This is a genomic window from Acidocella sp. MX-AZ02 (assembly GCF_000306035.1).
GTDB lineage: Bacteria > Pseudomonadota > Alphaproteobacteria > Acetobacterales > Acetobacteraceae > Acidocella > Acidocella facilis.
The window spans coordinates 146,856-158,648 of record NZ_JH976207.1; the positions used below are offsets into that span (position 1 = coordinate 146,856).

At 58.1% G+C, this 11,793-nt stretch carries 12 protein-coding genes and 1 pseudogene; 8 read left to right on the forward strand and 5 right to left on the reverse strand.

Features of this window, described 5'->3' with window-relative positions; all coding sequences use genetic code 11:
• On the reverse strand, positions 1-146 hold a 146-nt coding region (locus MXAZACID_RS00730), incomplete at its 3' end, for an IS3 family transposase (protein ID WP_008492074.1).
• A gap of 70 nt (positions 147-216) precedes the next feature.
• On the opposite strand from MXAZACID_RS00730, the pseudogene MXAZACID_RS19935 reads away from it, so the two are divergent.
• A pseudogene (locus tag MXAZACID_RS19935) lies at positions 217-452 on the forward strand (IS701 family transposase); the annotation flags it as partial.
• A gap of 249 nt (positions 453-701) precedes the next feature.
• Here the strand turns inward: MXAZACID_RS19935 and MXAZACID_RS00740 are convergent.
• Complete coding sequence (locus MXAZACID_RS00740) at positions 702-1,604, reverse strand: GntR family transcriptional regulator (RefSeq protein ID WP_039884632.1); 903 nt, start codon at positions 1,602-1,604, stop codon at positions 702-704.
• A 132-nt stretch (positions 1,605-1,736) separates the two neighbouring features.
• On the opposite strand from MXAZACID_RS00740, the gene MXAZACID_RS00745 reads away from it, so the two are divergent.
• The 3 genes from MXAZACID_RS00745 to MXAZACID_RS00755 all read left to right on the forward strand — a co-directional run bounded on the left by MXAZACID_RS00745 (position 1,737) and on the right by MXAZACID_RS00755 (position 4,584).
• Positions 1,737-2,765 (forward strand): ABC transporter permease, encoded by a 1,029-nt coding sequence (locus MXAZACID_RS00745; protein WP_144052596.1) that lies wholly within the window; start codon positions 1,737-1,739, stop codon positions 2,763-2,765.
• Between the two features lie 36 nt (positions 2,766-2,801).
• Entirely contained in the window at positions 2,802-3,743 is a 942-nt protein-coding gene (locus MXAZACID_RS00750; RefSeq protein WP_008492078.1) for an ABC transporter substrate-binding protein, read from the forward strand.
• A gap of 88 nt (positions 3,744-3,831) precedes the next feature.
• The gene (locus tag MXAZACID_RS00755) at positions 3,832-4,584 is read left to right on the forward strand and encodes an ATP-binding cassette domain-containing protein (protein WP_008492079.1); all 753 of its coding nucleotides are present in this window, start codon (positions 3,832-3,834) and stop codon (positions 4,582-4,584) included.
• Between the two features lie 21 nt (positions 4,585-4,605).
• Here the strand turns inward: MXAZACID_RS00755 and MXAZACID_RS00760 are convergent, their stop codons facing one another.
• The 3 genes from MXAZACID_RS00760 to MXAZACID_RS00770 all read right to left on the reverse strand — a co-directional run bounded on the left by MXAZACID_RS00760 (position 4,606) and on the right by MXAZACID_RS00770 (position 8,352).
• Positions 4,606-6,108, reverse strand: a complete 1,503-nt coding sequence (locus MXAZACID_RS00760) for a UxaA family hydrolase (RefSeq protein WP_008492080.1) — start codon at positions 6,106-6,108, stop codon at positions 4,606-4,608.
• Positions 6,105-7,121 (reverse strand): zinc-binding alcohol dehydrogenase family protein, encoded by a 1,017-nt coding sequence (locus tag MXAZACID_RS00765; protein WP_008492081.1) that lies wholly within the window; start codon positions 7,119-7,121, stop codon positions 6,105-6,107. Before MXAZACID_RS00765 ends, MXAZACID_RS00760 begins: the two co-directional genes overlap by 4 nt.
• A gap of 121 nt (positions 7,122-7,242) precedes the next feature.
• Positions 7,243-8,352: a D-mannonate oxidoreductase gene (locus MXAZACID_RS00770; RefSeq protein ID WP_008492082.1), complete on the reverse strand. Its 1,110-nt coding sequence runs from the start codon at positions 8,350-8,352 to the stop codon at positions 7,243-7,245.
• Between the two features lie 77 nt (positions 8,353-8,429).
• On the opposite strand from MXAZACID_RS00770, the gene MXAZACID_RS00775 reads away from it, so the two are divergent.
• Genes MXAZACID_RS00775 through MXAZACID_RS00790 form a run of 4 tightly spaced genes read left to right on the forward strand, consistent with a single transcriptional unit; the run spans position 8,430 to position 11,429 of the window.
• Entirely contained in the window at positions 8,430-9,407 is a 978-nt protein-coding gene (locus tag MXAZACID_RS00775) for a sugar kinase (RefSeq protein ID WP_205619711.1), read from the forward strand.
• Between the two features lie 10 nt (positions 9,408-9,417).
• On the forward strand, positions 9,418-10,287 hold the full coding sequence (locus tag MXAZACID_RS00780) for an amidohydrolase (RefSeq protein WP_205619712.1): 870 nt from the start codon (positions 9,418-9,420) through the stop codon (positions 10,285-10,287).
• 18 nt (positions 10,288-10,305) lie between these two features.
• A complete protein-coding gene (locus MXAZACID_RS00785; protein ID WP_008492087.1) occupies positions 10,306-11,079 on the forward strand; it encodes an SDR family oxidoreductase in 774 nt (257 codons plus the stop codon).
• A complete protein-coding gene (locus MXAZACID_RS00790; RefSeq protein ID WP_008492088.1) occupies positions 11,076-11,429 on the forward strand; it encodes an L-rhamnose mutarotase in 354 nt (117 codons plus the stop codon). The genes MXAZACID_RS00785 and MXAZACID_RS00790 overlap by 4 nt, the downstream gene beginning before the upstream one ends.
• The last annotated feature ends 364 nt before the right edge of the window (positions 11,430-11,793 follow it).

An 11,793-nucleotide genomic window follows, 5' to 3' on the forward strand; every position in this document is an offset into this window, starting at 1 on the left:
GCCATCCCGCCATATTTGGCACGCCATTTGTAAAAGGAGGCATCGCTCATCCCAAGTTCGCGGCACAGTTCCGAAACCGGAACACCGCCCTCCGCCTGGCGCAAAATCGCAAGGATCTGGGGCTCGCTATATCTCGACGTCTTCATGAAAATCTCCTCGTGTAATCTGCCGAGAAAATTCTACTTATCAAGCCCCTTAATTTCAGGGGGGATTACCCGCTGGCGCATCGAGAGCGATTACCATGGCCTCAAGCAGGAACTCGGTCTTGGCCATTATGAAGGCCGAGGCTGGCGCGGATTCCATCATCACGCCACACTCTGCATTGCAGCCTACGGATTCCTGATCTCCGAGAGGGAGGCGACTTCCCCTCGGGACCAAATAATACCCCTCGCGTCGAAAAACATTCCATTCCCCAAAATTATCGATCTCGCGGATCTTCCAATCCGGCCTGAGCGCCACATCAAAAACTCAATCACTTCCGTCCGTATCGCCATCGGCCGCGCTATCGCCCGCACCCTGCCACGTTGCCTATGCCGCCGACAAAGTTTCAAATATCGAAGTTTATGACAGAGTAAGATTGCATTCCCTGATTATGTTGCAGAGCCGCGGTGAAATGCACATTCACCGCGGCCATCAACGATGGCTGATCTCGCCGTGGCGCGCGTCAAATCGGGCGGCGAGGTTGCGCGGTTCTGATAATTTCAGACGAAGGAATGATCGCGCATCGACATGGCCAATGTCAGCTCCGAGGTCTTCAGATGGCTTCGCATCGCTTCCAGGGCGGCAGCCTCGTCCCTCTGTTCCAACGCCCGGATGATGCGCAGATGCTCGTTGATCGCGGCGAGATTGCGGCTCTTTTCATCACGCTTATCCCACTGAAAATGGTAATGGAAAATCAGCGCGATGACTTTCTGGAAGGATGCGACAAAACGGTTGCGTACGACACCGCCGATGGCGGTATGAAATTTCTCATCCAGCAGGGAGAAGTCATGGAAACGCGTCCTGATCTCGCGCTTAAGCGAGAGATGCTCAGCCTTCAGCCCGCGCAGCGCCGTCCAGATGGAATGAGTTGAGGGTAGTTCGAGCAATTTGGCAATTGCGTTCAACTCCAGCATGGTGCGGAATTCCGATAGCTCCAGCGCATATTCCAAAGTAAAACCCACCATCTCCCAGCCGCCCTTCTCGCGCCGCCTGACCAGCCCAAACTGGCTGAGCGAGGCGAGGAATTCCTGCAGCCCATGCGCGGTGACGTGAAATTTGCGTGCCAACTCGGCGCTGTTGATCGGTGCGCCAGGAGGAATGTCGAAACGCAAAATCCAATTGAGGAATTGCCGCTCGAGGTCGCTGGCGACGATCTGGTCCGCCTGGACCGCCAGACGGTCGGCAGCCGAGGGGACGCGGCGCAGTATCTTCTGTCGTCCGGACCAATCGATTAGTCCTTCCGCGTCAAGCCGGGCCAGAACGGAGCGGATGACGGTCCGGCTGACGCCGTATCGGTCCGACAAAGCGAGTTCGGAGGGGAGCTTGCTCCCGGCGGGCAATGTCGCGGCAAAGTCAAGTACGGCGTTAAATGTAATTCTGAACCGTTCATCCGACCGCGCCATATCAACTCCCGTCTTGCTATCAAGCGCTTTATTAGACTTCGTTTTTTAAAGCGCCAAGAATTAAAACATTTGACAGCATCCCATCTCCATCAATAAAGGTATTTAATAATAGAACACAGAACGGAGGAATTGATGTTCGCTCTTATGGCCGGGAAGCCAGTGGCGCATTTGCGTTCAAGGCTCTCGGGCGAGGCGTTCCACAAGCTGTCCGCCATCTGCACTTTAGCCGCACTGATTATTATCTTCTCCTTAGGAAATGCCGCCTTCTTCTCGGTCGGGAATGGCATGACGCTGTTGCTGGAAACCTCACAGCTGGGGCTTCTCAGCATCGGCATGACAATGGTCATCATCACTGGTGGCATCGACCTGAGTGTCGGCTCGGTGCTGGCTTTGTCCGGTACCGTCGCGGGACTGGCGGTGAAGGCTGGCGTGCCGGTACTGCCGGGCATGCTGGTGGGTGTTGCCGTTGGTGCTCTGTGCGGTGTCTGCAATGGCATCGTCATCACCAAGATGCGGATCACGCCTTTTGTCGCCACACTTGGCATGATGTTGATCGCGCGCGGGCTGGCGCTGCAACTGACTGGCGCCGCACCGGTTTCCGGGCTGAGCAGCGCGTTCGGCGTTCTTGGTAACGGGGCTTTGTTCCGCATTCTGGGACGTGGCGCAAACGGCCTGCCGCGTCTGATTTTTCCCGGAATACCCTATCCCGCGCTGCTGTTGCTCGCTGTTGCACTCCTCGGGGCTTATATCTTGCGCCGGCGTTCGCTTGGCCGGCATATTTTCGCCGTGGGCTCCAGCGAAGAAGCGGCGCGGCTCTCAGGGGTGGAAGTCGACCGGACCAAGATCATTACCTACGCGATCTCGGGCGCGTTGGCGGGGGTGGCTGGCATCGTGCTGATGTCGCGCCTCGTTACCGCGCAGCCGAATGAGGGTGTTGCGGCGGAGCTAGACGCGATCGCCGCAGCCGTCATTGGCGGTGCTTCCCTGATGGGAGGCGTGGGCGGCATTTCCGGCACCATGATCGGCGCCTTCATCATCGGCATCTTACGCAACGGGCTGAACATGGCGGGCATATCCTCCTTTATTCAGCAGATCATCATCGGCTTCGTGGTGATCATGGCGGTCTATATCGACCAGCTTAGAAGTCGCAACGCAGGTTAGGAAAGTATCTTTAAAAACAGTAAAAATGGAGGGGATATGAAAAAATCATTAAAGGCGCTCATGCTGGGATGCGCACTCGGTGCCTTACCCGCGCTCGCGATGGCACAGGAGATTGCGGTCATCGTCAAGACGACCAATTCAAATTACTGGCAGAATGTACGCAAGGGAGCGGAAGCTGCCATAGCCGGACAGTCGAAATACAAAATGACCTTTGAAGGCCCAGCTTCGGAGTCTGCCGTGGCCGACGAGGTGAACATGGTTGATGCAGCAATCAACCGGAAGGTGGCGGGCATTATCCTGGCGCCGTCTGATCCGAGCGCACTCGTGCCGGCGGTCAAGCAGGCCTATGATTCCGGTATTCCGGTGGTGATTATTGATTCCGAGCTGAGCAAAGCCGCGGCTGGCGATTATCAGTCTTTTTTCTCCACGGATAATTGTGCCGCCGGAAAAATGGCAGCGCAAGAGATGATCAGCCTGGCCGGCAAGCAGGGTAAGATCGCGGTGATGTCTTATGTCCCCGGTGTTGGTTCTGAGATCGGCCGGGTAGGGTGTTTTGAAAAATATATAAAGGCCAACTCGAGCCTCAGTATTGTTGGTCCTTATTATTCGCAGTCGCAGATGGCGACGGCACTGAACCAGACCACCGATGTACTCGCCGCCAACCCGGATCTGAAAGGTATTTTCGGCGCCAACGAGCCGACGGTGGTGGGCATGGCGCGGGCGATCAAGCAGGCCGGCAAGAGCGGGCAAATCGTGGCGATCGGTTTTGATGGCAATGAGGACGAGCAGAACTTCATCAAGGATGGCACGCTTGATGCCATCTTCGTGCAAGGTTCTTATCAGATGGGAGAAAAGGGTATGAAGGCAATCATGGACCTGCTTGCGGGAAAAAAAGTACCTTCATATGTCGATACCGGCGTGGTCAAGGTTACCAAGGCGAACATCGATTCACCCGAGGCTAAAAGCGTTCTATACTGAGGCTTCTAGGACGGATGGCGGCATGTGCCACCATCCGATATTTTGCTTTAGCTAAACAAGGTTGAAGGCGATGACGCCCATAGTGGAAATGATCGACATCGAAAAGCATTTCGGAGGCGTGCGCGCCGTCAACAATGTCTCGCTCGATTTGTATCCCGGTGAGGTTGTTGGTGTGCTCGGGCATAATGGCGCGGGCAAATCCTGCCTGATGAAAATCCTATCAGGTGCGATGAAGCCAAGTGGCGGCAGCATACGCATTGGAGGGAAGGAGGTGGAGATTCATTCTCCCCAAGATGCACGCCATTACAGAATCGAGACGATCTATCAAACGCTGGCGCTGGCAAATCATCTTGATACCCCGGCTAATCTGTTTCTTGGGAGGGAACTAAAGACGCGCTGGGGTAACCTCGACGACAAGCGGATGCTGAATGAGGCGAAAAAAATTCTGGCGCGGCTGAACCCCAATTTCCAGAATCTGCGCGACCCGGTGGTCAGGCTTTCAGGCGGGCAGCGCCAAGTGATCGCGATTGCCCGGGCGATCTATTTCGACGTTAAAATTCTGATCATGGATGAGCCCACAGCAGCGCTCGGCCCCTCGGAAACAGCGATGGTCGCCACACTCATCCAGCAACTGCGCCAGGAGGGGATCGGTATTCTCCTGGTCAGCCACGACATGCATGACGTGTTCAATCTCTGTGACAGAGTGGTGGTGATGAATCGCGGTTGCAACGCTGGAACCTATAAGATCGAGCATGTGAACAAGGACGACGTGCTGAGCCTGATCATCAAAGGGTCCCTGCCGGATAGCTGGGAGCCGCGCCACCTGCAAAAAATGCAGTAAATAATCTGAAGATCGGCGCGCTTACATGGTCGCGCCGATCTGCCAGGGTACGAACTCCACCAGACCAAATCCAAGATTTTCACTTTTTGTTTTTTGACCGGAAGCTATCGAGAGCAGCATCTGGTAGATCTCCGCCCCTTTTTGCTCCAATGGCACGCCATCGATGATGTCGCCGCAATTTATGTCGATATCCTCGGACATGCGCGCCCATAAATCGTTGTTTGTGCTGAGCTTGATGCCTGGTACTGGCTTGTAGCCAGATACCGAGCCGCGCCCGGTGGTAAACAAGATCAGGTTAGCCCCAGAAGCAACCTGCCCGGTTACAGAGCAAGGATCATAGCCCGGACTGTCCATGAACACGAAGCCCTTCGTGGTGATAGGTTCCGCATAACGATACACGCCGCTCAGGGGGGCACTGCCCGCCTTGGCCACTGCGCCGAGGGACTTTTCCAAAATTGTCGTCAGCCCGCCGCGCTTATTGCCGGGCGACGGATTATTATCCATCTCGCCACCATTGCGCGCGCAATAATCCGACCACCAGGCCAGCCGGCTCTTCAGTGCCTCGGCAATGTCCGGCGAGGTGGCGCGGTTCAGCAGCAGATGTTCAGCACCGTAAATCTCTGGTGTCTCCGAAAGAATGGAGGTGCCCCCCTGTGCGACCAAAAGGTCTGAGGCAATGCCCAGCGCGGGGTTGGCGGTGATACCCGAAAGCCCGTCCGAGCCGCCGCATTGCAGGCCAATCGTCAGATGAGCGGCGGAGACGGGTTGCCGCCTCGCCGTATTCGCCAGACCAGCGAGTTCACGCAGAATGGGGCGCGCGGCCTCGATCGTTGCTCTGGTGCCGCCGCTCTGCTGAATGGTTAGGAATCGGAAGGAGGTCGGGTCACGCAGGTTCGGCATATCCGTCAGCGCCGATAGTTGCATCACCTCGCAGCCGAGCCCCACCAGCAGAATGGCGCCGAAATTGGGATGGCGCAGATATCCGGCCAGGGTACGCAGCAGCATGTCGTAACCCTCACCCCGCCCGGCCATACCGCAACCGGTATTATGGGTGATCGGCACGATGCCGTCGATATGGGTGAATTCGTCAAGCAGGCCGCAGCCGCGCGCATCTTCTGCGATGAATCGGGCGACCGAGCCGGAGCAATTGACCGTGGTCATGACGCCAACATAATTGCGCGTTCCCACGCGGCCATCAGGGCGGACATAGCCGTTGAAGGTGTCAGTGCCGGCGTGCGCGATGGCGGGCGGGGAGGGGGGCTGGCCAGCCTGATTGCGGTCCTGCGCCATGCCGAGATTATGCGTGTGGACATGCGAACCAACGGGGATATCTGCCGTGGCGCTGCCGATGATCTGCCCATATTTGATCACGACTTCGCCCTGCTTGATGGGGTCCAGGGCGATCTTGTGGCCGCGTGGCACGGGTTGAGTGGCCAGTTCTTCTCCGAGCCGCAAGTCTGCCAAGGCGATGCCGATATTATCCCGCGGATGCAGGCGTAGAATTTTCTCCTTGCGCGCGCTCATGGGTATACGATCGCCTTGATCAAGTCTTCGCGGTCCTTGGCTAATAGCGGTAGCCGCGCGGCAAGCTCGTTGATATGCAATTCCTCCGAGAGTAATGCAGAGGTATCGATCTGTCCGGCACGGATAGCCGCTATGACGCGCATGAAATCCTCCTTCAGCGCATTGCGGCTGCCGATAAGCCGCGCTTCGCGCTTGTGAAACTCAGGGTCGTTAAAACTGATCCGGTCCTTGACGACGCTGATCAGCACATAAGTGCCGCCATGCGCCAAGAACGCGAAGCCTGCCTCGATGGCTTGCGCATTGCCAGTAGCATCGAAGATTACGTCGAACCCATCCGCGCGCTCTCCTTGGAGGAGATGGGTGGCCCCATGATGCAGATGCGTAAAGCCGAATGTCTCGCCTACCTTTTGCAGCCTCTTGGCGCTGATATCGAGCAGATGCACGTCGGCCCCGGCAAGCCGGGCAAACAAGGCGGCGCCAAGCCCGATAGGTCCTGCGCCGGTGATCAACGTCCGGCTGCCGAAAATATCCCCGGCGCGGGCGACCGCATGCGCGCCAATGGCCAGAAACTCCACCATCGCCGCCTGGGTCTCGGTGAGGCCATCGGCTGGATAGAGATTGCCTTGCGGTACGGCGATTCGCGCGCACAGCCCGCCATCGCGGTGAACGCCGAGAACCTCGATCCGTGTGCAGCAATTTGGTTTGTTGTTGCGGCAGGCGCGGCACTCGCCGCAGGCGAGATACGGGTTGACCACCACCAGCGTGCCCTTGGCCATGCCGCCACACCCCTCCACGAGCCTCCCGCTCAACTCGTGGCCGATCACGCGCGGATATTCCAGATAAGGATGCTTCCCCTCGAAGATATGATAATCCGTGCCGCACACGCCCATTGCCGCGATATCCACGAGCGCCCAGCCCGCGGGCGCCGATAGCGGGAGTGGCGAGGGCCATAATTCAAATCGGTGCGGCTCGACGCAGACGCCGCGCTGCATGAGGAAGGTCTTGTCGTTCATTACGTGTTTCCCGTGTCGCGCCAGCCCATGCGGACCGGCGAGGGCGTGGCTTTACCAGCCGCCTGTGTCATATATTGTATGATATAATTAAAATCATTTTTGTCGTCACTTCGCCCCGATGTCAATTGCATTTTATGCCCGCCATCGCCGTGCGCAGGCGCGGCTGCGCGATGTTGGTTTGCAATGACGCCGCCCAATCTAGAAACGCGCCGATTCGGCGTTGCAGTTTTTCGGTGTGATGAGTGGCTATATCCGAGAGCCGGTGGGCCAGAAACGGGTTGGCAAAGCGCTCCAGCGTCGCGGCTGCGTAGGGTTCAGCCTCTTCACGGTAGCCAGCGGCGGCGAACACCGGTAGTACCTCGCGCGCATAAAGGTCAGCTATATCCGCGCGCAAAACCTCATTCTCCATCACGTCACGCACGGTTTCCTCTGTGCCGCCGCCGCGGGCCAGCCAGCCGGCCGCCATGTAGCTATGGCCGAGATTAAGGATATGCAGCTTGAGCTTCTCGATCCGTGCAAGGCTGTCCACCAGCTGGATCGCTGGGTGGGTGCAGGGCAGGATCAACCCGTCACATTCTTCGATTGCCCATAATGCGTAGGGCTCAGCAACCGCACCGGCTGGCTCCAGCGGCGCGGAGACGATTCTGTCCACCAGGGAGTTCACGAACAAAACCTCCGACGCCACCCATGCCGCGAAGGATGCTGAAAGACGTTCGGCTCGTGCCAGTACATGTTCGCGCAGGCGCTCGCCGTTCCGGGTGATCAGCTCGGTTGGCATTATCTGCAGCCGCTGACCGCCGGCCTGGAAGCGGGCATTGAGCAAATGCGTTAATTTGGCGGGGTAAGACATGGCTTGATGAAACCCGGGCGCATCGTCCTCCGGTTTCGGCACCCAACCGGAATCGCCTGTATTTGAAAGGATGATCTGCGCCTCCTGCGCCGCAATGGCGCAGATTTCCGGCCACTGCGTACGCGTGTCCAATGCCCGGGTGATCGCGTTCACGTGGGTTTCGTGCGAAACCTGAGCGCCGTTCCGCACCCCTTGAATCCGCACAACATACCCGTTGGCGAGCGCCGACAACCGCTCTGCGCGGTCGGGGTTGCCGCTGGATTGCACGACGCTGACCGGCCCAAGCGCCTGCCCGTGGGCCAACGCCTCCGATATAAACAAATCCGCGTGGGCCTGCAGAAACCGGCTGGTGCCGAATTGCAGAATAGGCGTGATTGACATAGACGCAACAGCCTCATAATGTACATAATCATAATATACATAATTGCAGCGGTTGCAATTCGGGAGAGATGGCGGGCATGACGCGCCGCTTTGGTGAGTTTGATGAAGCGGCGCGGAGGACGATGCAGCTTCTTTGCGTGGGCGAGGCGATGGCTGAACTCCGTCAGGATGCAGCGGATTTCGCCGTTGGTTTCGCCGGAGACAGTTTCAACACTGCGATCTATTGCAGCCGTGTGCTTAATGCGCCCAGGGCGGTGGGTTATCTTACGCGAATAGGCAAAGACCCGCTCTCCGACGGATTTTTTCGGCTCGCCCAAGCAGAAGGGTTGAATTGCGAGACCATTGGCCGCGACCCTGAGCGCAATATCGGCATCTATGCGGTGCAGACCGATCCTGCCGGGGAGAGATCATTTTATTATTGGCGGGCGGACTCGGCGGCGCGCAGGCTGTTTCAGGCAGAAGCTGAATTTGAACCGCTAGGCCAGTGCAAAATCCTTTATTTCTCAGCCATCAGCCTGGCGATTATGTCCGAGCCGGTACGCGGGCGCTTTCTCAGCCATGTGGCCAGACTGCGCCACACGCATGGGATCAAGGTCGCCTTTGATTCCAATTACCGGCCGCTTTTATGGGCGGATTTGAAGACGGCGCAAGCGGCCATCGACCAGGCATGGCATCTGACGGACATCGCGCTGCCTTCTATTGATGACGAAATGGCATTGTTCGGCGATGTCGATGAGGACGCGATTTTGGCTCGGCTGCGGCGTTGCGGTTGCCGGCAAGGCGCACTGAAACGCGCCGCAGCTGGGCCGTTTGCCGTGGAAGACGTAGCCATTGCGCTGCCGCGTTTCGCCCCGGCCGGACAGGTGTTGGATTCCACGGCGGCAGGGGATAGTTTCAACGGCGCTTATCTGGCCGGTGTAATTTTGGGCGCGGATGCGAGCACCTGCCTTTCCTGGGGCCATGAATTGGCGAGGCAGGTGGTGGCAAAACGGGGTGCCATCGTCGATGTGTCGCTGGAAGGCTTTGTACCGTCTGGCGCCGCGGTGGGCGGATAGGTTGGGATCCGTGTCTCTGGAGGTTACCGTGGAAAGAGCGAAGCGTATCGACTCGCATCAGCATTTCTGGCGCTACAATCCGCAGGAGCTGCCATGGATCGAGCGTGGTATGAGCGTTTTGCAGCGGGATTTCCTGCCATCCGAATTGGAGACTTTACGGCGCGGGGCGGAGATTGATGCGAGCGTCGCGGTGCAGGCGCGCACGCGGCCGGAAGAAACCGATTGGCTACTGGCCTTGGCGAGAGACAATCCGTCTGTCGCGGGCGTGGTTGGCTGGGCGGATTTCACCGCACCGGATTTTTCCATGCGTTTAGAGGGCTGGGCGGAAGACCCGGGCTTTTGCGGCTTACGGCCGGTTTTGCAAGCGATGCCCGATCCAGCCGCGGTCATGGCGGATGCGACCTTCAATGAAGGCATGGAGCGCTTGCAGCGGCAGGGTAAGAGCTTCGATCTTCTGCTGAAATCCCATCAGCTTTCAGGATCAGCCCAATTCTGTGCCAGGCACGATGCGCACTGGATTATTGTCGATCATTGCGCCAAGCCGGCGATCCCGGAAGGGGAGTGGTGGACATGGCATGACAATCTCGCACGGCTGGCGGCCTTACCGCATGTCGTCTGTAAGCTGTCTGGCCTGGTGACGGAGGCTGATTGGAAGAATTGGCGTGGGCAGAATCTGTTGCGTTATGCCCGTGCGGTCATCGAATTATTCGGCCCAGCCCGCGTACTGTTCGGCAGTGACTGGCCTGTTTGCACGTTGGCGGCTGAATATCAGGAGGTCGTTTCGCTTGCGGCGGAAGCAATGGCTGCGTACAGCGCGCCGGAGCGCGCGGCAATGTTCGGCGGCAATGCCGCCAAGGTCTATAATCTAAAGTTGTTATGATGGCCGGGGAATTTGACCATGGATTTGCAGCTCGCGAATAAGGTTTTCATCGTGACCGGAGGGAGTTCCGGCATCGGTGCGGCGATCAGCCAATGTCTTGCGGCAGAGGGCGCTGTACCAGTGATTTTCGACCGCGTCGCACCGCCCGCCGCATTGGTCGCGACGCTGGCGCAATATGGCGCCGAGCAGTTGGAGCTGGATGATGACGCCGCCTGCGCCGCCGCGATTGGCCGTGTGGTGGCGCGCCATGGGAGGCTGGACGGGCTGGTGAATAATGCCGGGGTGAATGACGGCGTTGGATTGGAGGCCGGCGTCGAGGCGTTTGCAGGCTCACTGCGCCGGAATCTGTTGCACGTCTATGGTATGACGCATCATGCCTTGCCACATCTGCGCGCCACGAAAGGCGCGGTGGTGAACATCGCCTCCAAGACAGCGTTGACCGGGCAGGGCCATACCAGCGGCTACACCGCCGCCAAAGGCGGGGTACTGGCGTTGACGCGTGAGTGGGCCGCGGATCTCGCGGCAGATGGCATCCGTGTCAATGCCGTTCTGCCAGCCGAGGTGATGACCCCTCTCTATGAGCGATGGCTGGCGCGCTTTCCCGATCCAGCGGCTAGGCTGGCGCAGATCAATCGGCATATACCGCTCGGCCGGCGGATGACGGTGCCGCAAGAGATCGCGGATACGGTGGTGTTTCTGCTCTCATCGCGCGCCGGGCATACCACTGGCCAATGGCTGAGCGTGGATGGCGGCTATCTGCATCTCGACCGCGCGCTGGATGATCTTCCATGACGACACGCCATTGCCTGGTCCCGGATCTGAAGGATGATCCCGCGTTGATTGCGCGGTACGACGCGCACCACCGGCAGGTATGGCCGGAGGTGCTGGCCCACATACATGAAGCTGGGGTGGAGGACATGACGATCTGGCGTTATGGCGACCGGCTGGTGATGCTGCTGGAAACAGGGCCGGATTTCAGCTTCGCGCACATGGCCGCGATGGAGGTTGACAACCCGCGCGTCCAGGAGTGGGAAAAGCTGATGTGGGCATTCCAGAGGGCATTACCTGACGCGCCCGAAGGCAGCAAATGGCAGGCCGCGGCACGGATTTTTCAACTAAGCAAGGCAATGGAGTTAGATTGACCCAATCATTTACGACGAACAATAATCGCAGAATGATGGTGTCGTAACTTTGATATTCTCGACCACGTGACTGAACCCGAAGCAGGCGCAGCATGACCGTCAAAACGGGACCTCAAGATCTCAGGGTCGCCTTGTCCAACTCATTGATTGATTTTGGTGATTTTCGAAGGTTGGCAATTGTGTGGGCCGGTGCGGCCGCAAGCTCGATCACTCACATGTCTTGCTACCAACCGGCGGGATGATTCCCACAGGCCCGGCTAGAGCATCAAGCTTTTAGCTTGATGCTCTAAGTTTTGTTTTAGCGAGCAATTTCATGTGTTTATCTTGACACTGGCGCATCAACCTAAACACATATTGCTCTAGC

Coding starts and splice junctions, on each gene's coding strand:
- MXAZACID_RS00740 (WP_039884632.1), bottom strand. CDS start 1,604: ATGGCGCGGTCGGATGAACGGTTCAGAATTACATTTAACGCCGTACTT.
- MXAZACID_RS00745 (WP_144052596.1), top strand. CDS start 1,737: ATGTTCGCTCTTATGGCCGGGAAGCCAGTGGCGCATTTGCGTTCAAGG.
- MXAZACID_RS00750 (WP_008492078.1), top strand. CDS start 2,802: ATGAAAAAATCATTAAAGGCGCTCATGCTGGGATGCGCACTCGGTGCC.
- MXAZACID_RS00755 (WP_008492079.1), top strand. CDS start 3,832: ATGATCGACATCGAAAAGCATTTCGGAGGCGTGCGCGCCGTCAACAAT.
- MXAZACID_RS00760 (WP_008492080.1), bottom strand. CDS start 6,108: ATGAGCGCGCGCAAGGAGAAAATTCTACGCCTGCATCCGCGGGATAAT.
- MXAZACID_RS00765 (WP_008492081.1), bottom strand. CDS start 7,121: ATGAACGACAAGACCTTCCTCATGCAGCGCGGCGTCTGCGTCGAGCCG.
- MXAZACID_RS00770 (WP_008492082.1), bottom strand. CDS start 8,352: ATGTCAATCACGCCTATTCTGCAATTCGGCACCAGCCGGTTTCTGCAG.
- MXAZACID_RS00775 (WP_205619711.1), top strand. CDS start 8,430: ATGACGCGCCGCTTTGGTGAGTTTGATGAAGCGGCGCGGAGGACGATG.
- MXAZACID_RS00785 (WP_008492087.1), top strand. CDS start 10,306: ATGGATTTGCAGCTCGCGAATAAGGTTTTCATCGTGACCGGAGGGAGT.
- MXAZACID_RS00790 (WP_008492088.1), top strand. CDS start 11,076: ATGACGACACGCCATTGCCTGGTCCCGGATCTGAAGGATGATCCCGCG.